Source organism: Chryseobacterium sp. SIMBA_028, assembly GCF_046535285.1.
Taxonomy (GTDB): Bacteria; Bacteroidota; Bacteroidia; order Flavobacteriales; family Weeksellaceae; genus Chryseobacterium.
Genome location: NZ_JAWRWZ010000008.1, coordinates 136,968 through 161,097 on the forward strand (window position 1 = coordinate 136,968; position 24,130 = coordinate 161,097).

At 36.1% G+C, this 24,130-nt stretch carries 21 protein-coding genes; 11 read left to right on the top strand and 10 right to left on the bottom strand.

All coding sequences use genetic code 11. The features are described 5' to 3' along the window. Positions 1-65: 65 nt before the first annotated feature. The 3 genes from SCA31_RS12345 to SCA31_RS12355 all read right to left on the bottom strand — a co-directional run bounded on the left by SCA31_RS12345 (position 66) and on the right by SCA31_RS12355 (position 3,371). Positions 66-1,244, bottom strand: a complete 1,179-nt coding sequence (locus SCA31_RS12345; RefSeq protein ID WP_410697301.1) for an acyl-CoA dehydrogenase family protein — start codon at positions 1,242-1,244, stop codon at positions 66-68. Between the two features lie 128 nt (positions 1,245-1,372). Further along, complete coding sequence (locus SCA31_RS12350; protein ID WP_109619391.1) at positions 1,373-2,161, bottom strand: NUDIX hydrolase; 789 nt, start codon at positions 2,159-2,161, stop codon at positions 1,373-1,375. A 16-nt stretch (positions 2,162-2,177) separates the two neighbouring features. Beyond that, entirely contained in the window at positions 2,178-3,371 is a 1,194-nt protein-coding gene (locus SCA31_RS12355) for an MFS transporter (RefSeq protein ID WP_410697304.1), read from the bottom strand. A gap of 177 nt (positions 3,372-3,548) precedes the next feature. Between SCA31_RS12355 and SCA31_RS12360 the strand changes: the two genes are divergently transcribed. From SCA31_RS12360 to SCA31_RS12375, 4 genes are read left to right on the top strand one after another with little or no spacing between them, the layout of a single operon-like run. Then, on the top strand, positions 3,549-6,374 hold the full coding sequence (locus tag SCA31_RS12360; RefSeq protein ID WP_410697306.1) for a SusC/RagA family TonB-linked outer membrane protein: 2,826 nt from the start codon (positions 3,549-3,551) through the stop codon (positions 6,372-6,374). Between the two features lie 10 nt (positions 6,375-6,384). Beyond that, the gene (locus tag SCA31_RS12365) at positions 6,385-7,827 is read left to right on the top strand and encodes a RagB/SusD family nutrient uptake outer membrane protein (RefSeq protein ID WP_410697308.1); all 1,443 of its coding nucleotides are present in this window, start codon (positions 6,385-6,387) and stop codon (positions 7,825-7,827) included. Between the two features lie 2 nt (positions 7,828-7,829). Further along, positions 7,830-9,254: a glycoside hydrolase family 30 protein gene (locus SCA31_RS12370; RefSeq protein ID WP_410697309.1), complete on the top strand. Its 1,425-nt coding sequence runs from the start codon at positions 7,830-7,832 to the stop codon at positions 9,252-9,254. Between the two features lie 9 nt (positions 9,255-9,263). Beyond that, positions 9,264-10,703, top strand: a complete 1,440-nt coding sequence (locus tag SCA31_RS12375) for a glycoside hydrolase family 30 protein (RefSeq protein ID WP_410697311.1) — start codon at positions 9,264-9,266, stop codon at positions 10,701-10,703. Positions 10,704-10,787: 84 nt separating this feature from the next. Here SCA31_RS12375 and SCA31_RS12380 read toward each other — a convergent pair whose 3' ends face one another. Further along, entirely contained in the window at positions 10,788-11,597 is an 810-nt protein-coding gene (locus tag SCA31_RS12380) for an enoyl-ACP reductase (protein ID WP_076355701.1), read from the bottom strand. Between the two features lie 120 nt (positions 11,598-11,717). After that, complete coding sequence (locus SCA31_RS12385; RefSeq protein ID WP_106915950.1) at positions 11,718-12,017, bottom strand: hypothetical protein; 300 nt, start codon at positions 12,015-12,017, stop codon at positions 11,718-11,720. Between the two features lie 138 nt (positions 12,018-12,155). Here SCA31_RS12385 and SCA31_RS12390 point away from each other — a divergent pair, with 138 nt between their 5' ends. Both SCA31_RS12390 and SCA31_RS12395 read left to right on the top strand, forming a co-directional pair. Then, complete coding sequence (locus tag SCA31_RS12390; protein WP_410697312.1) at positions 12,156-12,713, top strand: DNA-3-methyladenine glycosylase I; 558 nt, start codon at positions 12,156-12,158, stop codon at positions 12,711-12,713. Positions 12,714-12,966: 253 nt separating this feature from the next. After that, the gene (locus SCA31_RS12395) at positions 12,967-14,247 is read left to right on the top strand and encodes a hypothetical protein (RefSeq protein WP_410697313.1); all 1,281 of its coding nucleotides are present in this window, start codon (positions 12,967-12,969) and stop codon (positions 14,245-14,247) included. A 113-nt stretch (positions 14,248-14,360) separates the two neighbouring features. Here SCA31_RS12395 and SCA31_RS12400 read toward each other — a convergent pair whose 3' ends face one another. Then, the gene (locus tag SCA31_RS12400) at positions 14,361-15,107 is read right to left on the bottom strand and encodes a DUF3667 domain-containing protein (protein WP_410697314.1); all 747 of its coding nucleotides are present in this window, start codon (positions 15,105-15,107) and stop codon (positions 14,361-14,363) included. Positions 15,108-15,121: 14 nt separating this feature from the next. Further along, the gene (locus tag SCA31_RS12405) at positions 15,122-15,370 is read right to left on the bottom strand and encodes a hypothetical protein (protein WP_410697315.1); all 249 of its coding nucleotides are present in this window, start codon (positions 15,368-15,370) and stop codon (positions 15,122-15,124) included. Between the two features lie 221 nt (positions 15,371-15,591). On the opposite strand from SCA31_RS12405, the gene SCA31_RS12410 reads away from it, so the two are divergent. Then, positions 15,592-16,020: a MarR family winged helix-turn-helix transcriptional regulator gene (locus tag SCA31_RS12410; RefSeq protein ID WP_410697316.1), complete on the top strand. Its 429-nt coding sequence runs from the start codon at positions 15,592-15,594 to the stop codon at positions 16,018-16,020. Beyond that, entirely contained in the window at positions 16,017-16,784 is a 768-nt protein-coding gene (locus SCA31_RS12415; RefSeq protein WP_410697317.1) for a hypothetical protein, read from the top strand. Before SCA31_RS12410 ends, SCA31_RS12415 begins: the two co-directional genes overlap by 4 nt. A gap of 172 nt (positions 16,785-16,956) precedes the next feature. Here SCA31_RS12415 and SCA31_RS12420 read toward each other — a convergent pair whose 3' ends face one another. After that, on the bottom strand, positions 16,957-17,811 hold the full coding sequence (locus SCA31_RS12420; protein ID WP_123940045.1) for a nucleoside phosphorylase: 855 nt from the start codon (positions 17,809-17,811) through the stop codon (positions 16,957-16,959). An 18-nt stretch (positions 17,812-17,829) separates the two neighbouring features. Continuing rightward, positions 17,830-18,315 carry a hypothetical protein gene (locus tag SCA31_RS12425; protein WP_410697318.1) on the bottom strand — a complete coding sequence of 162 codons (486 nt, stop codon included), beginning with the start codon at positions 18,313-18,315 and terminating at the stop codon, positions 17,830-17,832. 229 nt (positions 18,316-18,544) lie between these two features. Here SCA31_RS12425 and SCA31_RS12430 point away from each other — a divergent pair, with 229 nt between their 5' ends. The 3 genes from SCA31_RS12430 to SCA31_RS12440 all read left to right on the top strand — a co-directional run bounded on the left by SCA31_RS12430 (position 18,545) and on the right by SCA31_RS12440 (position 23,732). Then, complete coding sequence (locus SCA31_RS12430) at positions 18,545-20,374, top strand: cytochrome-c peroxidase (protein ID WP_410697319.1); 1,830 nt, start codon at positions 18,545-18,547, stop codon at positions 20,372-20,374. A 247-nt stretch (positions 20,375-20,621) separates the two neighbouring features. Next, a complete protein-coding gene (locus SCA31_RS12435; protein WP_410697320.1) occupies positions 20,622-22,775 on the top strand; it encodes an alkaline phosphatase PhoX in 2,154 nt (717 codons plus the stop codon). Between the two features lie 57 nt (positions 22,776-22,832). Next, entirely contained in the window at positions 22,833-23,732 is a 900-nt protein-coding gene (locus SCA31_RS12440) for a leucine-rich repeat domain-containing protein (protein ID WP_410697321.1), read from the top strand. A gap of 2 nt (positions 23,733-23,734) precedes the next feature. On the opposite strand, the gene SCA31_RS12445 is transcribed toward SCA31_RS12440, so the two are convergent. Then, positions 23,735-24,058 carry a translation initiation factor gene (locus SCA31_RS12445; protein WP_410697322.1) on the bottom strand — a complete coding sequence of 108 codons (324 nt, stop codon included), beginning with the start codon at positions 24,056-24,058 and terminating at the stop codon, positions 23,735-23,737. Positions 24,059-24,130 lie beyond the last annotated feature (72 nt).

Below are 24,130 nucleotides of genomic sequence, written 5' to 3' on the forward strand. Positions count from 1 at the left end.
AATGTGAGTAAAATAAAAGAGTCTGATCATTAGATCAGACTCTTTTATTTTATTGTGGGCTTTATTTAAAAAGCGTTGATTCCTGTAATATCCAAACCAGTGATTAACAAGTGAACATCGTGCGTTCCTTCGTAGGTAATTACTGATTCTAAATTGGCAGCATGCCTCATCATTGGGAATTCACCCATGATTCCCATTCCTCCAAGAATCTGTCTTGATTCTCTTGCAATATCAATCGCCATTTTTACGTTGTTACGTTTCGCCATTGAAATCTGTGCAGGCGTAGCTTTGTGTGCATTCTTAAGACTTCCTAGCTGAAGACATAATAATTGAGCCTTTGTAATCTCTGTTAAGAATTCAGCCAATTTTTTCTGTTGAAGCTGGTAAGAACCGATTGGTTTACCAAACTGCTTTCTCTCCTTAGAATATTGAACAGCAGTACAGTGGCAGTCAATAGCAGCACCAATTACTCCCCATGAAATTCCATATCTTGCAGAATTCAGACAAGATAAAGGTCCTTTTAATCCTGTAACTCCCGGAAGTAGGTTTTCTTTCGGAACCTTTACATCATTAAATACCAATTCACCTGTTTTGGAAGCTCTTAAGCTCCATTTATTGTGTGTTTCCGGAGTTGTGAAGCCTTCCATTCCTCTTTCAACAATTAATCCTTGTATTTTTCCTTCCTCATTCTTTGCCCACACTACTGCAATATCGCAAAGAGGAGAGTTTGTGATCCACATTTTAGCACCATTTAAAAGGTAATGGTCTCCCATATCCTTAAAGTAGGTTTCCATAGAACTTGGATCAGAACCGTGGTTCGGTTCAGTTAATCCAAAAGAACCAATCATTTCTCCTGCAGCAAGCTTCGGAAGATATTTCTTTTTCTGTTCCTCAGAACCAAACTCATTGATTGGGAACATCACCAAAGAACTTTGTACAGAAGCAGCAGAACGTACTGCAGAATCTCCTCTTTCCAATTCCTGCATGATAAGACCATAAGAAATCTGGTCTAATCCGGAACCGCCATATTCAACAGGAATATAGGGACCTAATGCTCCAATTTTCCCCAATTCTCTCATTAAGCCCGGAAGATCTGTATGATTTTGGGCTGCCTGATCAATCTGCGGCATTACAAAACTTTCAACCCAGTCTCTTACAGATTGGCGGATCAGTTTGTGTTCTTCAGTAAGTAAAGCATCAATTCCATAATAATCGGGGATGCTTGTAAGAGGATAATATGACATGATTTTTTGATTTTGTTAAAAATAACATTTTTCGTGGTGTTTGAAAAATTTTTTTGAAAACTTATATTAATGCTGGTTTTCAAAGAGATAATTCAGGTTTTCTCTATTTAAGAGATAAATTTCACATTTTAGACCTCCTCATCATTGGAGATAGGGTACTGGTTGGTCGCATTGTGAACCTCACTTTTAAATTTATACAGGTAGGGAGCCTTGTTGGCTGACCCGTCATATAGCTTTTCAAGTCTGTCCAGAATATTAAGACTTAAAATTTTTCGCTGGAAGTTATTTCTTCTGAATTTTTGACCTAAAATAGTTTCATAAAGAGCCTGAAGATCCTTCATTGTAAATTTCTCAGGAAGAAGATTACTGGCCGCCACTTCAGTATTGATATTCATTCTCAGATATTCCAAACCGGTTTCTATAATTCTATCATGATCAAATGCCATTTTAGGCAACTTACTGACCTCGAACCACTCACAGCTTTCATTGAAAGCATCCGGAAACGTATCTGTTATCGAAAAATCAATAAGACTACAGTAGCCTACAGTAATAAACCTTTGAAAAATCCAGTGATCTTCCGGTACTTCTATGCCCTTATTTTTAAGCAGGATTTGATGTACATTATTTTCTGTACGGTCAATTCTTCCAAACGTATGAAATTGCTTTAAAAATAAATTCTGAAGATGTGTTCTTTCATAAAGTACTCTCTCTGCGGCTTCCCGCAGATCCTCATCATTAAAAACAAAACCTCCCGGAAGTGACCACAGGTCCAGATCATGATACTTTAATAACAATACTTTCAGAATATTATTGTGAAAGCCGAATATAGTACAGTCAACAGAGATATGGGCAACGAAGTCCTTTGTGTCAATAAGTTCCCGAAGTGTTTCTTTGTTCTTTGTGTCTTTGATTTTCATGGTTGTAAAAATAAAACTATTTTCTATATATTCTTTTTGAGACGTTAAAATACACCAAACTAATTATAAAAAGAATGATTACAGAAAATAAAATATATAATGGATAAAAGTTTAACAGTTGCTTCCCAAAGAGTACAGCCATAATAATAGAGCTTACAGAGCTCCCCAGGGAAGAGAAAATAACAATAAGAGAAGTGAATAGGTTTACCTTTTCCTTATCTACCTGTGCAATCATTTTTGAATTGATGACAGGGTAGAGTGGCGATAAAAATAATCCTATTACAGGAAATAAGAAAAGAATCAGCCTTGAATCTTCAGAACCAAAGTACTGAATTCCTAAAATGGTAAGCAACAAGGCAATAATTAAAAATATACATGAAATATAGTAGCCTGATAATGAAAACCTGCGAATGACATTGGCGGTAATTGTTCTCCCTGCATATGAAAAAAGAGAAAGGAAAGAAGTAGCCTGAAGAGCAAAAAATGAATTAACCTTTAAGTGGTTTTTGTAAAAGGAGGGCAGCCATGAGTTGAAACCCTGTTCTACAAACACAATAAAGAAAGCAACACCCAGAAATAAAGCTACAACAGGAGTTGTAAATCCGGACAGTTCAGTGAAGATACTTTTATTTTCCAAGGGTTTAGACTCGGATATTTCTATCTTTGAAATCAGAAATATGGTTACTGCGGATAAAACGGCGATCAGTAGAAACCCAAATTTCCAGAACTCCGAATATTGGCTTGAAATCAGCCATCCAAAACCGGTATTCACTACAAAAATTCCTATCATAAAGGAGGCTTCCACGCTATTCATTGTTTTTGCCAGAGATTTTTCATCCGAAATATTATTCCTAATGATTCCAAATACACAGATTTTACCAATAGCAAAACAGGCTCCGATGATGGCGAACCATAATTTGTAAAACCAAAAATCAGCGATGAACGGGAGGAGGCAAGAACATAGTCCTACAATGGCCAATGCAGAGATTAACGCCTTTTTTGCACCGGTTTTATTGATGAATCCTACAGCAAAAAGAGAGATAAAAGCAATGGGAAGATCCTTAAAAGATTCCAGAAATCCCAGTTCTCCATAGGTGATATTAGCTTCTGAAAGCTGTAGGATAATAAGCCCCATACAGTTTAAAACCATTGAGAAAATCAGGAAAGTCAATTTTAACGGAAGGGAAATATGGGAGATCTTGGCGGTCATTTTGGGGATTAGCTTTATGAATTTTTATAACTTTTTATGAATTATAGGTGCTAAGATATGGCTTTTAACCCTCAATAATAAACGAAAAATTAAAATATTTGTGAATCTAATGTTAATTAAATGAAAAATAATATATTTTTATTGTCTCAATTTGAGAATTAAAACAAATAGCTGTATATGAATGTAAGAATATCGAGAAGCCTAGGAGTGATTGCCGTCCTCTATTTTACGGCCAACTTCAGTGCCCAGACCAAGAAGGACACGGTTTCTAAAGAAAACAAAATAGAAGAAATTGTAATGATAGGGTATGGAGGGGTTAAAAAGCAGAATCTTACAAGTGCTGTTTCTACTGTAAAAGCAGATGCCTTTGATAATAGGCCTATTTACAGTGTAGGACAAGCATTGCAAGGGCAGGCTGCAGGAGTGAATGTTACCCAGGCTTCTGGAAAGCCAGGAGCAGGGATAGAGGTTAAAATCAGAGGTAATAACTCTATTTCATCATCTGTAAGCCCTTTGTATGTGGTGGATGGTATACAGACCAATGACATAAGCGGGATCAATACCGATGATATTCTCGATATGACGATTCTAAAAGATGCGTCCTCTACAGCAATTTATGGAATCAATGGTTCTTCCGGAGTTGTGATCATTACTACCAAGAAAGGAAAGCAAGGGCATCCTCAGCTGACTTTTAATGCCTATTGGGGAGTTTCAAAAACAGTAAAGAATATTGATGTCTTGAATTTGGATCAATATAAATCATTACTGGCAGATATTGAAAAAAATGGTGGCTCCGATTATCTTTCTACTGTTAATAATCCAAGATATGCAGGCATTGATACAGATTGGAGAAAAGAAGTCTTTCAGACAGGATTTGATCAAAATTACAATGTTAATTATTCTTTCGGAAATGAAAAGGTAAAGGCGTACACAGCGCTTGGATATCAGGATATATCGGGAATCATTAAACCTTCGAAATTTCAGAGAACTTCAGTAAAGGTAAATTTGGATGCTGCTATTGCACCATGGTTAAAGTTGAATTCGACCGTTAATTACTTTTTTACATCACTTGCCAATACAAACGATAATCTAAGTACAGCAAGAGGCGGAGTGGTTTTAAGTGCTCTTAATACACCAACCTTTTTACCGGTATATGGAAATCAGGTTAATTTTAATCCAACAGATGCTATTGTATATGATCAGACAACAGGACAGATCAAAGATGGGTATAACATAGGACAATTTGGGCCTAATCCTTACCAGTCTTCATGGGAAAACCCTGTGGCTTATCAATCCAGGAAAGATAAAACATTAACCCAGCGTTTCTTGGGGAATTTAGGTCTTGAGGTGAAAATTTTGGACAATCTTATATGGAAACCAAGCATCTCATTTGATATGACAGATTCCAGAAATACTAAATTTACAGATGGGTATCAAACAAGTTACGGAAGATCAAAATTCGGAATTGGTTCCCAAGAATACTATCTGTATCAGGAATATAATTTTGAAAATACTTTAACTTATACTTTAAAAAGAGGAGCTCATGACCTTTCATTGTTAGGAGGTGTACAGATTGGCCAGAAAAGTATCAGAACCCAATATTTTTCAGGAGAAAGATTTCCACTGGGAACTATAAATTTTGATTATGATAAAGCTACAACCCAAGGGCGTGATGAGCATAAGGAAATTGCTAGAACTCCATCCTTTTTTGGACGTGCAATGTATACCTATGCTGGTAAATATACCATAATGGGTGTTTTTCGTGAAAATGCATACTCAGGACTGGCTTCTGGTAAAAAATGGGGGTTCTTCCCTGGATTCTCAGCTTCTTGGTTAATCTCTAAGGAGGATTTCCTTGCAGATAATAAAATCATCAGTGAATTAAAACTGAGAGGAGGATGGGGACAGACGGGAAATGTATCCGGAGTACCGGCCTATTCTCACTTTAACATATTTGATCCCTTTTGGTCGAATGGAGTACCCAATTATGAACTGAAGCAGTATGACAGTGATGTAACCTGGGAAACAACAACAGACACCAATATTGGTTTAGACCTTTCTGTTTTGAATAACCGAATTAGGTTTACAGCAGATGCTTACAGAAGAAAAACTACAGACTTGATTTTCCCTTATGTAATGGGAGAATTGGTAGCGCCAATATATAGAAATGCCGGAACCTTAGAAAATAAGGGATTGGAATTTTCGTTAAATACCGTGAATATTAAAAATGAAAACTTTACATGGAATACTTCATTTAATATCTCATTTGCTAAAAATAAGGTAGTTGAATTTGAAAAATATCTTAAGACAATAGATGCGGTGAGCATGGAGAGCGTAGGTGGTAAGATTGTGCGTTTTCAACCCGGTCAGTCATTGAGTTCATTTTATGGATATAAAGTAGACCGAGTAGATCCTAATACAGGTGATTTAGTTTATAAAGATGTAAATGGCAATGGTTACCTTGATGTAGATGACAGAACGGTAATTGGAGATCCAAATCCAAAATATACTTTTGGTTTCAGTAATAATTTTACATTGAAGAACTGGTATATGGATGTTTTGGTAACAGGTTCTGTAGGAAATGATATTTACAACGCAACTCGGTTTGATCTGGAGTTGATGAATGATTATAAAAATCAATCTACAGCTGTATTAAACCGTTGGACAACTGTTGGGCAAATTACGGATGTGCCACGTGCTAATTCAGCATCTGCACAAGTGATCTCAGACAGATTTGTTGAGGATGGTTCCTACCTGAAGTTGAAAGCTGTTACATTAGGATACAATTTTATGAGTCCTTTCAAGGGAGTTAATAAACTTAACGTATATGTTACAGGGCAAAATGTTTTTACGATTACCAATTATTCAGGTATGGACCCTGAAGTGAACGCATTCAGTCCAAACAGAGGAACTTCAGGTGCAGATAAATCTGTTTTTGGAATTGATTATGGAACCTATCCTCAGGTAAGAACATTTATCATCGGATTAAAAGCTAATTTCTAAACTATTTACAATGAAAATCAATAAAGCAATATATTATCTTTTTGGGGCGTCAATACTTATGACAAGTATTTCCTGTAATGATTTTTTAGATACGGAACCTATTACGGAAGATGCTGTTTCCATTGAAAATCCTTTAAATACAAAAGATGATGCAGATAAAAGAATGAATGCTATTTATACTGCCTTTGGAAATGAATATTGGCAGCTAGATTATTTCTTCAATGGAGATGCCCAAACAGAAGTTTCTTATGCTGGAGCAGACAATGTGCAGAATTTTCAGCAGGATGAATATCGTATTCTTTCTACCAATCCTAATATTGAAAGAGACTGGAAGTATTTGTATGGATTCATTAATAACTCGAATATGATCCTTAATTATGTGGATGAAATTAAGGATCCTGCTCTTACATCAGCAAGAAAAGCGGAAATGAAGTCTGAAGCAGCTATTTTCAGAGCGTTATATTATTTTCATGCTGTGCAGTTATGGGGAGAAGTTCCTCTGATCACCAAGGCTGTAATTGGGGTAAACGCAGATAATTTTGATGAGGTTTACAATCAGGTGTATCCGGCAAGAAAATCTGTTCAAGAAGTTTATGAACTGATTATCTCTGATCTGGAAAATGCTATTGCCAATGCCCCTGCAGAGAATGAAAAATATAGGGCCAATAAAAACCTTGCCTATGGATTACTGGCAAAGGCCTATGCTACTAAACCTAATCCGGATTGGGCCAAAGTAAAACAATATGCTTCCAATATTTCAGGGGTTAGTTTGCTTCCTATTTATGACCAACTTTTTGATGGAAACCACGAAGCAAATGCTGAATCTATCTTTGAAGCAGATGGAAATGCAGGAACGGTGTGGGCGTGGGGAGCATCTATGTTTTATGGAACAGACTGGAAGAAGTTTAATGTTCCCACAAATGATTTGGTGAAGACCTTTAATGATGAGGGAGATACTCAAAGACTTAATGCTACTGTCAAGTTTTCAGCGGTTTCATGGTCAGATAAATACTGGACGGACAACAGTCATTATCCTTTTATGTATAAGATGAGGAAAACAGATGGAACTCAAAACTTTTATATTCTTCGATATGCAGATATTATTTTGCTACAAGCAGAAGCTGCCGTAAAAATGGGGGATTTTACCGGAGCAGCAGCATATATTAATCAGGTAAGAGCAAGAGTAGGACTTACTCCTATTTCCATTTCCTCTGAAACGGATGGAATGCAAAAGGTCCTTAAAGAAAGAAAATTAGAACTGGCATTTGAAGGACACCGTTGGTTTGATCTGAAAAGAACCGGAACTACAATTTCAATTCTTTCCCAGCAAAAAGATGAAACCGGAAATGTGCTTCCATATGCATCGAACATTAACCAAAACAGATTGTTATGGCCAATTCCTCAGGGAAGAAGAGATAATAATCAAAACCTAACTCAAAACCCAGGTTACTAAACATGAAGTTTCACAACTTATATAGTTTCTTTAGAGGTGCCGCACTACTTAGTGGTGTGGCACTTTTTCCTTTATCGTGTACATCTGTTACTTCCAATAAAGGAAATGAAATCCAGTATTGGCTTACAAAAGGCGACGAAAGTATAAAATTACAAGCTCAGACTTCCGTCAGATTTATAAATAATACCAATAACTTTCAGAATATTGAAATTGACGATACCCAGAAGTTTCAATATGTTGACGGTTTTGGGTATACGTTGACGGGTGGAAGTGTTGAGGTAATCAATCGTTTGTCTCCGGCAAAAAGAAAAGCATTGCTTCATGAACTTTTTGGCAACGATAAAAACTCTATTTCGATCAGTTATTTAAGATTAAGCATAGGGGCTTCAGACCTTGATGGTGAAGTATTTTCCTATGATGATTTGCCTGAAGGACAGACTGATGCTTCTCTTTCAAAATTTAGTTTGGCAAAAGACAAAGCCTTAATATCGATGTTGAAGGAAATTCTGACCATCAATCCTCATATTAAAATCATCGCTGCTCCTTGGTCAGCTCCGGTTTGGATGAAAGATAACGGAAAGTCAAAAGGAGGAAGTTTAAAGCCTGAATTTTATGGAACCTATGCCAATTATTTTGTAAAGTATATTCAGGGAATGAAGAAAGAGGGGATTACCATTGATGCGATTACTCCTCAAAATGAACCTTTGCATCCTGGAAATAATCCAAGTTTGTATATGCCTTCTGATCAACAGAGAGATTTCATCAAAGGTCATTTAGGTCCCGTTTTTAAAACGAATAATATCAAAACCAAAATTGTTGTATACGACCACAATTGCAACAAACCTGAATATGCGCTTGACATTCTAAAAGATCCTGAAGCCTATCAATATGTAGACGGATCTGCCTTTCACCTATATGAAGGCGATATTTCAGCACTAAGTACCGTTCATGATGCTTTTCCTGATAAAAACTTATATTTTACAGAACAATGGACAGGTTCAAAAGGAACTTTTAACGAAGATCTGAACTGGCATACGAGAAATGTAATCATCGGTTCTATGAGAAACTGGAGCAAAACTGCCTTGGAATGGAACCTTGCTAACGATCCAAAATACGCACCCCATACAGATGGCGGCTGCACGGAATGTAAGGGAGCCATTACCATTTCTGATAGTGAAAACTTCACCAGAAATGTTGCTTACTACATCATAGCTCATGCCTCTAAATTTGTTCCTGCAGGCTCTCAGCGTATTGCTTCAACACAGACAAAATATTTATCAACAGCAGCTTTTAAGACTCCAACAGGGAAAACCGTTTTAATTGTTCAGAACGATAATAAAGCAGATGAAAATTTTAATATTAAATTTGCGGGGAAAACCGCTGCTGTAACCATTCCGGGGAGTTCAGCAGCCACATATATTTTTTAAATTAAAATCATGAGAAAACTAATCGTAAGTTGTTTTGTAGTAGGTATTGCTGTAAATGGTAATGCCCAGAATTATTGGAAAAAACATGAAGGAAAAACAGCTAAGGTAATTCTTACCCATTCTAAGGTTGATGAAAGAATGGCAGATAAAGGTCCTGTTAAATTTGAAAAATTTGGACAGCCAAAAGAAACAGAAGCCTGTATTTTTGTAGCACCTGATTTTAAATATCAAAAACTGATAGGAATTGGTGGGGCCATTACAGATGCATCGGCAGAAACATTTTACAAAATGCCAAAGAATAAGCAAAAAGAAATTCTGGATGCCTACTTTGGAAAAAATGGTTTGGGATATACTGTTGTTCGTACCAATATGAATTCTTGTGATTTCTCCAGCGATTCTTATACTTATGTAGAAGATAACGATACTTCCCTGAAAACATTCAACCTTGCCCATGATGAAAAGTACAAGATCCCTATGATTAAGGAGGCTCAAAAGGCAATAGGAAATAATTTTACATTCTATTTCTCACCCTGGAGCCCTCCAGCCTGGATGAAATCTAATAAAAGTTTATACAAGGGTGGAAGACTGGAAAATCAGTATTATCAGACTTGGGCAGATTATTACATTAAATTCATCAAAGAATATGAAAAAAGGGGAATTAATGTTTGGGGATTAACCGTTCAGAATGAACCTATGGCTACACAATCATGGGAATCTTGTATCTATACAGCCGAAGAAGAAGGAGAATTTCTGAAGAAGAATCTTGGGCCAACCCTTTGGAAAAATGGTTATAAAGATAAAAAAGTCATGATCTGGGATCACAACAGAGATCTGATTTACCAAAGAGCAACAACAACACTCAGCGATCCTGAAACGTCAAAGTATGCCCACGGAATTGGTTACCACTGGTATGAAACATGGAACAATAAAACCCAGCTTTTTGATAACCTTGCAGAAACCCACAGAGCCTTTCCGGATAAATTTCTGGCATTCACTGAAGGGTGTAAAGAACAGTTCAAAATGGATAAAATCTATGATGTAAGCCTAGGAGAACTGTATAGCAAGAATATGCTGAACGATTTTAATAAAGGAAATGCCCTCTGGACAGACTGGAACATCCTGTTAGATGAAACCGGAGGTCCGAACCACAAAGGAAACTTCTGTTTTGCCCCCATTATTGCGGATACCAAAACAGGAGAGGTATTTTATACCTATGAGTACTATTACATTGGACATGTTTCAAAATATATTAAGCCTAACGCGCAGAGAATAGGAAGCTCTTCCAACAGAGCTGCGCTTACATCTTCTGCTTTCATGAATGAAAACGGACAATTGGTTACTGTAATTATGAATGATTCAGATAATGATATTGAAACCAATCTTTGGATCGAGGGAATGGCTGCAAAGTTGAATGCACCTGCCCATTCTATACAGACTGTAATTTTATAGCATCATATTAATATTATTTTAAACAGAATCGGCGGCCTCTTTGAGGCCGCCGATTCAATTTTATAACGAATGATCTGTAATTAATTATTCCACATCATATCTGTTGATTACTTTCTGAGTAACTCCAGAGTTGCTGAAACCACCATCGTGGAATAGATTCTGCATTGTTACCATTTTGGTAAGATCAGAGAACATACTCACACAATAGTTAGCACAGTCTAGAGCTGTAGCATTTCCTAGTGGAGACATCTCTTCAGCATATCCAAGGAATCCTCCGAAACCTTTTACACCACTTCCTGCTGTAGTAGGAGTAGGAGACTGGGAAATTGTGTTTACACGTACTTTTCTTTCTCCCCAATAGTATCCGAAAGTTCTTGCAATGCTTTCAAGATATGCCTTGTTGTCAGACATATCATTGTAGTCAGGGAACGTTCTCTGAGCTGCAATATAAGTAAGAGCAAGGATGCTTCCCCATTCATTCATACAGTCTTTTTCCCAAGCCAGACGCATTACTTTGTGGAAAGATACAGAAGAAATATCCCAGCCTTTTTCTAACCAGTCGTAATTCATATCTGTATAGTGTTTCCCTTTTCTTACATTGACGGACATTCCTATAGAGTGTAAAATAAAGTCTATTTTACCAAATTTTGCAACAGCAGCATCAAAAAGTTTCTCAAGATCCTCCATAGAAGTTGCATCAGCAGCTATTACCTCAGACCCTGTCTTTTCAGCTAAAGCATTTAATTCTCCCATTCTCATAGCGATAGGAGCATTAGATAAGATAAACTCTGCGCCTTCCTCATGACATCTTTCAGCAACTTTCCATGCGATAGAATGTTCGTTAAGGGCTCCAAAAATAATTCCCTTCTTGCCTTTAAGTAAACCGTATGACATAATTTTTTAATGTTTATTGAAATACAAATGTAGCAATAATTGTGGTTATGACATAATAAAAATGGAGCCTTATCAATTATAAGACTCCATTTTCTTGAAAATATTTATATGACTGAAATTTTAATTGGTTTTCTTGTTCCATTCTGCCTTTACATCTTCTGCTGCATCCTTGGTTTTCTCCCAAGCCTCATCTGCTTTATCCTTAATGTCTTCCCAGGCATCTGATACATTAGCTTTTACCCTGTCTAGCCAATCCTCCTGACTTGCCTCCTCATCATTATTTCGTTTTTCATTAAGGTAATCCTTGGCCTTATCTGCCAATTCATTGATTTTCCATTTGGTGTTGTCTGCTGCATTCTGTAAAGAATTTTCTACATTATTTACTGCATTTTCCGCTTTGTTGTAATCTGAATTGTTCATAATACTATAAATTTTGTTTGGTATCATTAAATTAACAATAACCATTCCTAAAATCTGACAGCTCTGTTAAAATTTTCATAATCTTTTGTTATACTTTTTTAAATCAACCCTATCTTTATCTTACAAAATATGATAATTATGGAAAAAATACGTTGTGGATGGTGTGAAAAAGATGATCTGTACAGGAAATACCATGATGAAGAGTGGGGAAAACCTGTATATGATGATGAAACGATATTTGAATTCCTTATTCTTGAAAGCTTTCAAGCAGGATTGAGCTGGTATACCATTCTTTCCAAAAGAGAAAACTTTAGAACAGCTTTTGATCATTTTGATTATAGAAAAATGGCTGCTTATTCTGATATAAAAATAGAAGAGTTAATGAACAATGCGGGAATTATAAGAAACAGACTTAAAATACTGTCAGCAATCACTAATGCACAAAAATTTATGGAAGTGCAGACGGAGTTCGGTAGTTTCTCTAAATATATCTGGGGCTTTATAGGCGGAAAACCTGTCGACAACAAGCCTAAGGCATTATCCGAAGTTCCGGCAACCACAGAAATTTCTGATGCTATTTCCAAGGATTTGAAGAAAAGAGGATTTAAGTTTGTGGGCTCTACAGTTGTTTATGCACATATGCAGGCCACGGGTATGGTCAATGATCATATTGAAAGTTGTTTTGTAAGAAAATAATTGATGCTTTTTATTCAATTTATGGTGATGTTTTTTATTAATTATATAATTGTGTATTTCTGCCGTTAAATGGAATATTTCTTTAAAAGCTAATGGATAAAGGATTGTGTAACTTATTGAAGTTAAATAATTTTCAATGTATGGTGAGTAATTGATGTTTTAATCACTGTAGTGTGTTTTTAATTGTGAATTTGATAAAATAATTGCTAATTTATTGAAAATTCGTATCTTTGCACTCCGAAAAATATAGGTGATGCAAAGAAACTATAAATTATTACTCAATCTTCTCTTTTTACAGTGTACTCTTTTTGGGTATGCTCAGGTTGGGATTGGGTTATCTAGCCCTGACCGTTCAGCCATGCTTCATGTAAGCTCAAAAGATAAGGGAGTACTTCTTCCAAGCATTGCCTTAAATTCAATAACAGATAACGTTACAGTACCATCTCCTGCAGAGGGACTTATTGTTTGGAATAATGGGAGCGGAAGCTTACAGGATGCAGGTTTTTACTATTGGTTTGAATCTAAGTGGAATAAACTTTCTGACAATACAGGTAAAAATATTAATACCAATGATAATGTAACGGGTTGGAATACAATGGGTACCAACAGTGGTAATTATAACGGAACAAATACAAGTCTTTCTCTGGGAACAAATAGCATGGATGACCTTATTTTTAAGGTGAATTCTACAACAGCGGGTAGATTGGGGGTAGATAATTCGGTAAGTTTTGGGTCAGGCGCTAATGCCGGTCAGAACGGAATAGCCATTGGAAGTTCAAGCTCTGCATTTCAGGGGATATCCATTGGAAGTGCCGCAGCAGTTTCTGCCAATGATGCCCTTGCCATAGGGAATAAATCAACAGCAGGTGCTTTTAAGTCAACAGCAATTGGATACAATGCCCAGACCAGTAAAAATGAATCGACTGCAATTGGAAATAATGCTTCGGCTGGAGGATTCCAATCTATAGCACTGGGGTATAATGCAAAGACAAATACAAACAGTGAAACAGCTTTAGGGTATAATGCTGTTACAAATAAACAAAACTCTACTGCCGTAGGTTCTGGAGCTAATGCCTTGGGACAATATTCTACTGCAATAGGATATGGGGCAACCACTTCACAGATCAATGCTATTGTTTTAGGGAATAATAGTGCTAATGTAGGGATTGGAACTGATGCTCCAAACACTTCCGCAAAACTGGATGTAAGCGGACAATATAAACTTGGAGAAAAAGGTAGTATACAGAAAAATCAGATTACTTTTGAAGTATGGCCGGGGGTATCAATCAATAATTTGCCTCCCGGAAAGTCTACAACATTGGAAATAGCTATTCCTGCAGGGTTTCAACCAGGTTCTACAAGAGCAGTTGTTGTTGTCTCTCCGGCTGGAGATTTTGCTGGTAACTCAACATTTTCAATATCTAATCCAAGGATGACTTCAACGTCCGGTATTATCGTTAATCTTACCAATATTTCAGGAAATGCAAACAGCCTATACTCTGGTCATTTTTATGTAATGATTAATGAATTTTAATTGATAATAATAAGTTTTTATTATAGTTGATATGGTGTTAAGGCTTCCCTTTGGAAGCCTTTTTTATATGAAATTTAGGAGAAATTAAAAGAATTGTCTTTTTAAACGTAATATTATTTTAGCATTAATGCGAGAAAGCCCCAAATAAGCCCCACTATACACTGAAAGAGCATAAATGAAACAGGGATCATAATGCTTCTGAAAATTAAAGAGGCTTTGGAATAACCGGATTGAGAGAAAAACTGAGAATAGAACCATATTCCATATCCAAGACTAAATAGGCAGAATCCTGTAAAATAAATACTGACAAGGGTAGGTGTACTTTTGAAAAATAATGCAATAACAGTAAGTACTATTGATGCAATCATTTCGGCAGCCGTTTTATAGGAATTGAGTACAAGGTGCTCAGAATAATTAAATTCAGCTTTTCTAAACCATATATAACTGAAAAAAGAATTAAAGGGTATGGAAAGTAAAAGAAAAAATTTAAGATAGGAGGTTACCAGATTTTCAAAAGAATCCACAGAGGCTTTCCCCTCTTCAGAAACCAAAGAACTGTACTCTATGGTGGAATAATGTGAAAGTACTGCGGATATGGTAGCTGTTAAGAGTAGTAAGGTGATGAAATTAAAATAATTGACCCTTTTTCCCAGAATATACTCACGTACACTGTTTCCGGGTCTTGTAAATAATTCTTTTACAGTAAACAAAATACCTTTATCTACATGCCATACCCCATGGATAAGATCATGCTCTATAAAATGCTTTAAGGAATACCTGTGAGTACTGGATTTTTGGCCGCAGCTGCTACAGAATTTTGTAGAGACAGGCTGGCTGCAGTTTAAACATTTATCGTACATGTTATAAGAACTTTTTAATTAGCCTTTCTCGACTGAATTTCTTTACGTACGCTTTGCCAGCTATTTCTTATGATCAGATATAGTGGAATAAAGGCCAGTGGGAGCGTAGTAATGGCACTGAAGCCTTTTTTTGTGGTAGCATACATGGCTGCACCCACCATTATCCCCAGAAGAATAGAAAAGAAAAGATGGATCGCAGAGCGTTTTTTTTCTTCTTGGGTTAATTCATCAATGGATAGATCAGATAGTTTTGTACTTTTCATGTTTAATAGTTAGTTCTTTTGCTAAATTAACAAAAAATATAAACCGAAAAATTGATTCCGGTAAAAAAAGTGACAATAGGAGTAAATATACCCTAAAGTGTAGTGATGTATTATATGGTATAATTCCCATTCTGATCAGTTCTTTATTGAAAATAATATTGTAAACAAAAATATTGTGCACAAAATAAATTAAGTATTTTTGACACATTAAAAAAGAGCTTATGATTACGCTTTCGGAGCATTTGTGTTTTAAAACCTATGTCGTCTCAAGACATATGACCGGTTTATATAAACCCTATCTGGATAAAATATCCTTAACATATCCTCAATATCTGGTTATGCTGATATTATGGGAAAATGGAGGAATGAATATAGGGAAGATTGGTGAATATCTTCATCTGGACAATGGAACACTAACTCCTTTACTAAAGCGTATGGAAAAAAATGGGCTTCTAAGCAGAACACGAAGCATAGATGATGAAAGAGTAGTGCTTATTGACCTTACAATGGATGGGAAACTTCTTAAAGATAAGGCTAAACATATTCCGGAGGCTGTTCAAATGTGCTTTCATCTTGATGAAGAAAAGAAGAAACACTTAAAATCTGTTCTGGACGAAATATTATCAACACAATCTACCTCTAAAATATGAAGAAAATAGGAATCATAGGATATGGATGGCTGGGAGCAAGAATTGCTGCCGCTATGTCTGATAAGTATACAATTTATTCTACCGTAACCACACAGGACAAGGCTGATGAACTGAATACCCAAGGACTGAATGCTGTAGTGGCAAGTTTTGCAGATTATCAATTGAAAGATCCAATTCCACAATGGGGTGAGATAAAAAACATGGATGCTCTAATAATTACCATTCCGGTTTCAGAAAAAAGTTGCTGTGTAAGTTCTTTATACAACAGAATTCAGAACTTGTCTTCCTTTATTGGAGATTATAAAGGACAATTATTTTTAATGAGTTCTACCGGTGTTTATCCGGACTTGTCACAAGAGTTTACAGAAGAAGACCTGCCTTGGGAAAAGGTTTCAGGAGAACGAATGGTTAGAAATAAGTATCCACAGACCAATATTTTAAGATTAAGTGGATTGATGGGAGATAACAGGCTTTTAAAAAACTATAAGGTGAGCAATCTAGACTTTGCCGTAAATCACATCCATTATGCTGATATTATCGGAATTCTCCTAAAGATGATTGAAACAGGTGCAGAAGCCAAACTTTATAATGTAACAGCTCCAATTCACCCTGCAAAATTGCAAGTGATAAATGCACAGAAAAGTATTCAGGATACAACAGAGAAAGCAACAGAACTAAAAGGAAAGATAATTTTGTCTTCTAAGCTAATTTCAGAACTGGACTATGTTTTTCAATATCCTGATCCTCGGGAATTTCATCAATAAAATGTTGTATAATCCACAAAATCTACGAGAGAAAACATTCAATAGAAATGGGCTTTTCCCCGCTCAATCCATACAACTGCAAAATCCATTGGCTTTGGCCAAAACCTACAAAAAAAAGCCTTCGAAAATCAATTCGAAGGCTTGTATTTTAAGATGAGAATTAACCCAATATCTATTTAATAATTCTATCAAGTACCCAAGTGATCAGGTTCTTTTCAGAAGCGTGGTGATCTGCAGAGAACTCTCCACGTCTTCTATTGGCGATTACGTTGTTTACAGTAATAGCCTTGTGTCCTAATAATTTTGAAAGTGCATAAATAGCAGAGGTTTCCATTTCAAAGTTGGTAATTCCAAGATCGTTTAATGTTTCAAGGAATTGATCATCCACTGCCTTTAGACGAAGCTGTCTTCCCTGTGGAGCATAGAACCCTGGGAATGTAGCTGTATTTCCGTGGTATTTGGCATCCTTATAGTATTCACCCATTTCTTCTGCCCAGTCTGAGAAATAAAGCATTGGCTTGATTCTTTCGTAAGGGAATTTTTCCAGAAAGTTCTTAGAAAATTCATTCTCGAAGTTGTAATCCTGATAGAAGTGCATCAATCCGTCTAATCCTACTACATTTTGGGTAACAAGCATATTGTCAACCTGTACATCAGGATTCACACTGCCACATGTTCCCATACGGAATAATTCAAGGGCTTTATGTTCAGTTTTAAACTCTTTGTTTTGAAGATCGATGTTTACAAGGGCATCAAGCTCGTTCATCACGATATCAATGTTTTCAGTTCCGATACCTGTAGACATTACCGTAATTCTTTCGCCACGAAGTGTTCCTGTGTGCGTATAGAATTCTCTTTTGTTTTTTTTGATTTCTACAGTATCAAAATATTTTGAAACCTTTGCCACTCTGTCCGGATCACCCACAAGGATGATTTTATCAGCAATATCTTCAGGTAAAAGATTCAAGTGGTATACACTTCCGTCTTCATTCAGAACAAGTTCTGAAGCAGCAAGTTTGTTTAGCATAATTTATATTTTTTTGTTTTAATTAATGAAAATTGCTTCTTTATAAGGAGAAGCCATAAGTTGATATATAGAGTCGTATTCTTCTACAATTCTTTTTTGGCCATTCATCACTTCATATACGGTAACAACCGTTTTTTCAATATTCTTAGGGTCTTTCCTCTGTGAAGTTATTTCGTAGAAATGGTCTTCTTTTTTAAGAACAGATACAAGCTCTTCTTTAGTAGAATTATTAGATTGCATCATCCCAGGGAATTCTAATACAATATCTTTAAGGTCGGTATAGGTTTTATAAGGTTGGATAATTCCGTTGGAGTAAACATATACATTCGGGATATTCTTATCTTTTTCCAAGCGGATCAGATAATAATCATTTCCTTTTTTCTCTGCATAAACAGCCATTTCCTGCGTCTTGGCGGGTTGTTTTTCCGCTTGCTTTTTCTTTTGTGAAAATGCAGTAATAGAAAGGAAACTTGCTGCAACAGCAAACAATAGCTTTGTTTTCATAATCCTATTTTAGTTTTGATGTGTTGAATTTAATTAAAAATATCCTCTCCCAATAACCTCTCCCCATTATTTTGACGGTATTTCAGAATAAACCGGCCTTGTAAGAATAATGAATTTGATTTCGGGGTTTAAAATTAGTAAAAAATATTGTATCAGAAATATAAACATTATTTAATCTGCTATTAAAACTGAGATAACATGCAATTAATAGCTTTGCCGCTAAAAATTAATGAGATCTTATCCACTGCTTGTAGTTATCTTTCTTATAGGATTTGCAGTAATGTCCTTTAACCCGGTTTATAAAGGAGAAAAAAGTGAAAATACTTTTGTGAATAAAGGTTTATCCGATTTTAAGGGTAAACTTGAACAATTGAAATCCGATGTTCATCTATTCTCAGAAGACCGCATTTCCCTTGAAGAATTACAAAAGTCCCTTAGCAGTACAAGAAACTCATTTAAGGAAATAGAATTCTATATTGCCTACCATTATCCTGAGTTTACAAAGACGCATTTAAATGCTGCGCCCTTATTCCACATTGAGGCTGCAGGTACATCCGCTTATACCCTTCCCCCGGAAGGGTTACAGGTTTTGGATGAATTGATATTTTCGGAGGAAGCCGGAGAAGAAAAAGAAAAAATCAAAACAATCACAGATTTTTTATACAACAGTTATTCAAGTTTTTATCTGAGTACCATAAAAAATGGATTGAGTAAAGGAAATAATAAAACATTGCCGTTGCGTATAGAGCTTATCAGAATTTATAGTCTGGGTGTAACCGGTTTTGATACGCCGGGCTCCCTGAATATTTCAGAAGAAGCCAGCCATGCACTTTCGGGAATTCAAAAATATATCAGTGATGATCCTTATTTTAAAAATTATAATACTCAAAAGGCCAATCAGACACTTTTGGAAGCAGTAAACTATCTTTCAAGAAATAAGGATTTTGAAACCTTTGACAGAATTGAATTTTATAAAAAATATATCCAGCCTTTGTACGAAGAACTGGGGAAATGGGATGGCAAAACTGATGATTTGAAAGAATTCTCCGGTTGGAATGTCAATAATAAAAACCTTTTCAGTAGTGATTTTTTAGATCCGTATTTTTATACTTTATTGAAATCTTCAGAGGATAACCAAGACCTTCGTAACCTTGGAAAATCAATTTTCTATGATGGAAATCTAAGTGGTAACGGAAAAATGAGCTGTGCCACCTGTCATCTTCCGGAAAATGCCTTTACAGATCTTAAAGCCAAGTCACAAAGTAATGTGGAGGGAAAGACTGTACTGAGAAATTCACCATCACTGTACAATGCTGTTTTTGCCAAGAGATTTTTCTATGATCTCCGTGCTTTTTATCTTGAACAACAAGCGGAACACGTAATTTATAATGAAGAAGAATTCAATACAAGCTACGAAAGTATCATTCAGAAGCTAAAAACTAAACCTGAATATAGGAAAGCTTTTCGTTCCGCCTTTAAAGATGGAAAGATCAATAAAGAGAATTTTTCAAAGGCTCTAAGTTCTTATGTGGCTTCTTTGTATTCTTTTGATAGCGATTTTGATCGTTTTATGAGGAATGAAAAGGAGGTTTCAGATGATGTGAAAAAAGGATTCAATTTGTTTATGGGAAAAGCGAGTTGTGCAACCTGTCATTTTGCACCTCATTTTTCAGGATTGGTGCCTCCGTTCTTTAATGAAAATGAATCTGAGGTTCTGGGGGTGACAGCAAAACCCATCAAGCAGCTTCCTGTTGAGCTTGATCAGGATCTTGGAAGAGGAAAGAGTTCTGTGAAAAAGGAAAAATCATGGATTTATGATTATTCATTCAAAACGGTTACCGTAAGAAATATAGCCCTTACAAAACCATATTTTCATAACGGAGCTTTTAATACGCTGGAAGAAGTTCTTGATTTCTATAATGAAGGAGGAGGAGAAGGATTGGGGTTAAAGATGAAAAACCAGACGCTTGCCCCGGATAAACTAAATCTTACCCCAACAGAAATCAATCAGATCATCACCTTTTTGAATGCCCTTACAGATGTGAGTAAAGCGAAATAACACAAGCATTATATAAACAGGAGGTTTAAGGTTTTATGGTATTAAAGAAAGTATTCTTATTATCCCTAAAACCTCAAACCTCTTTTTCATTGATAATAATCACTCCAATTCGAATTAACAAAAAATTAATCTCCTTAACATTAGGTTTCAAATTAATTAATATTCTCCCAATTATATTTAAAGTCCTATTAACAGATAGAAAGCCTTTTAAAAATAGTTTTGCAACGTCTAATAAATCAAAATTAAAATGAAGAAAAAACTACTAACAATTGGAATGTTGGCTTTACTTGCCGGTACTACCATTCAGGCGCAGACTTTTATCTTTAATAAGAATGCATCTTGGAGCTATAAAGACAACAACCAGGCACAACCCAACGACTGGAAGTCTAAAACGTATGATATTTCAACTTGGGCGGTTGGAAACGGACCTTTGGGATATGGAGATCCTGTTACTACTACCATTGCTTCAGGCCTTACTACAGCTTATTTTGCTAAAGATATTACTGTAGATCTTGCAACACTGTCAGACAATGTAGAACTTGGTGTAATGAGAGATGATGGTATTGTGGTTTACCTTAATGGAGAAGAAGTGGTAAGGGATAATATGCCTGCCGGAACTATTACGTTCAATACTTTCTCCAGTACAACCATTGATGGTGCTGCAGAGAGTGTTTATAATATCTTCTCTATTCCAAAATCAAAATTTGTAAACGGAGTCAACAGAATCTCTGTTGAATTGCATAACAGAAGTGCTACCAGTTCTGACCTTAGAATTGATGCCTACCTGAAAACTACAACCAATACAACAACACCTGTTGTATGCAATGGTTCTCATATTAGCTGTTTTACATCTATTGTTCCTACAGCACAAACCAATAAGCTTATCATTCCTACAGGACACAAGTATCAGCTTATTTTAAAAGAAGGAGATAGCTATACCGAGGGGGGTGGATTAGTAGGAGGACAAAATGACTTTACCGCTTATGTTGCCAAGGCAGGAAGCAGTTCAAACGGATTCCTTTCTGTAAACCATGAAACAAATCCGGGTGGTGTAACTATGGCGGAAGTTAATTATAATGCAACTACAAAACTTTGGCAGCTGACAAGATCAAGAGCGGTAAGTTTTTCAGATCCTAGCCTGGTGCAGACTATCAGAAACTGTTCAGGAGGAGTTACTCCTTGGGGAACTGTAGTTACAGCAGAAGAATCGGTTACATCCAATGACATCAACGGAGACGGTTATAAGGATTATGGATGGTTAGTAGAAATTGATCCTGCAACAGCACAGGTTGTGTCTAAGAATACAAACGGTTCCAAAGGGAAGCTTTGGCAGATGGGAATCATGAACCATGAAAACGTAGTAATCAATAATGCAGGAACTACAGCATACTACGGTGAAGATGGTGGGACTCACATGGTGTACAAATATGTAATGGATACTCCTAACAACCTTTCTTCAGGAAACCTTTATGTACTGAAATTAGATCAGGGGTTAACTGCTGCAGGTGATCCGATAGGTACCACAGCAACATGGGTTCAGGTTCCTAATAAAGAGCAGGCAGACCAAAACAATACAGCAAACCTTGCCTTTTCTGTTGGAGGAACGAAGTTTAATGGAGTAGAAGACGTAGATATCAGTCCGGTGGATGGTAGAATTTACTTTACAGCAAAAGGATTAGACAGAGTCTATCGTTTACAGGATAACGGAACTACAGCTTCGCAGGTAGAAACTTTTGTAGGCGGTGGCTCTACAGTATATTCATTCGATACCCCTCAGGGAACAAAGTCTGAAGCCTGGGGAGACGGAAATGATAACCTTACTTTTGATGAACTAGGAAATCTTTGGGTACTTCAGGATGGTGGTAAAAACTATATCTGGGTAATTGCTCCGGATCATACGCAGGCCAATCCAAAAGTAAGATTGTTTGCTTCTATGCCGGCAGGATCTGAGCCTACAGGATTAACCTTTACACCAGATCATAAATTCGGATTCTTCTCAATCCAGCATCCGGACTCTACCATCTCTACAGATGTTGATGCAACAGGAAATGTAATTGATTATAGAGGAAAGTCTGCAACCATTGTTATTGCACTTAAAGAAAACTTAGGAATCGAGGGTGGCTTAGGTACTATCGAAACCAAAAACACTGAAAATACAGTAACCGTAGCACCAAACCCTACTTCAGGTATTGTAAAAATCAATTCACCGAAAGGTCTGAAAGATATCTCAGTAACCGCTTACAGTATGGACGGTAAAATTGTTTATACGAAGAAGTTCAATGGTACAAACAAGGCATTAGACCTTGATTTTACACAGCAGCTGGAAGGATCTCGTGTTTTAATTTTAAATATTGAGGCAGAAGGAGGTTTCCAAAAAACGGTAAAACTTTTAAAGAAGTAAATTATTAATAATCCCTGTCTGCCAATAACAAAAGTTAGCGGCAGACATTTTCTGTTTATGAAAAAGCTATTCCTACTTATTTCCATCTTGTCGCTTTCTCAGGTTCATGCTCAGATTGATCCTGTTAAGTATCCTACATTTACCAATATTGATGATGCCCTGAAAAGTAAAAAAACAGTTTACAGCATGAGCTTTAGAGAAAAAGGGTTGTTCAATCTTCCGCCTCAGCTTATAAAACTAGACTCTATTTTCTTTTTAAATATCATGGCCAATAAATTAGAGAAAATGGATCAGGAACTATTTGCATTAAAAGAGCTTGAGATTTTGAACGTGAATGAAAACAGCATTAAGTATATCCCAGATGAAATAAGTAAACTTGAAAAGCTAACGACATTCTCAATGAATCTGAACAGCTTGACAAGCATTAATCCTAATCTTGCAAAACTTCAGAAGCTAAAAGTTGTTCATTTCGATGCCAATAACCTGAATGTTTTTCCTGAAGCTCTAATGGAAATTCCAGCCTTGGAAGAGATCAATCTTCAGGGAAACCAAATCAGTTTCATTGCCAACAGACTTGATCAGATCAAAAACCTGAAATTCCTAAATCTTGCGGATAATCAGATTAATGATATGGGGAATCTTTCTTTTCCTAAAAATCTAAAATATCTTGAACTGCAGCAAAATGCAATAGTTAAACTTCCGGAAAACCTTTTTAAAGCTCAGGAACTTGAATTTTTGAATGTAAGTGGTAATAATATCAAAGAAATTTCATCCCGAATAAAAGGACTAAAGAAGATGGTAAGTATGAATTTAGCCAACAACAACCTAAAAGAAATTCCTGTAGAAATCAGTCAGCTTAAAAAATTAAAAACCTTGATTCTTACAGGAAATCCTATGGAAAAATCTAAAATTGAAAAACTTAAAACCTTATTGCCGGAAACCCAGGTTTATTTCTAAACCTATCCGCCAACACGTTTGGTTTTATAACCCATATCTTTAAGGATAGTCATTATTTTATCACGATTGTCCCCTTGAATGATAATCGTTCCATCCTTCTCAGAACCGCCTATTCCTAAGGTGGTTTTTATTTTTTTAGAGATTTTTTTTAGCTCATCTTCACTGCTTTCCCATCCTTCAATAATGGTTACAGGCTTTCCATTTCTGCCCTTTTTCTCAAACTTGCATACCAAGGCATCCTTTTGCTTGAATTCTTCTTCAGGCATTTCAAAATCCTGCTCCTCATGTGTAGGAAAAAGATTCTTCAGTTGGTCACGTAAATCCATACCGCAAAATTAAAAAGATTTTACGAATTTATAGAGGGAAATCTTTGTGAAATTTAGAGGTTTTTTTCAATG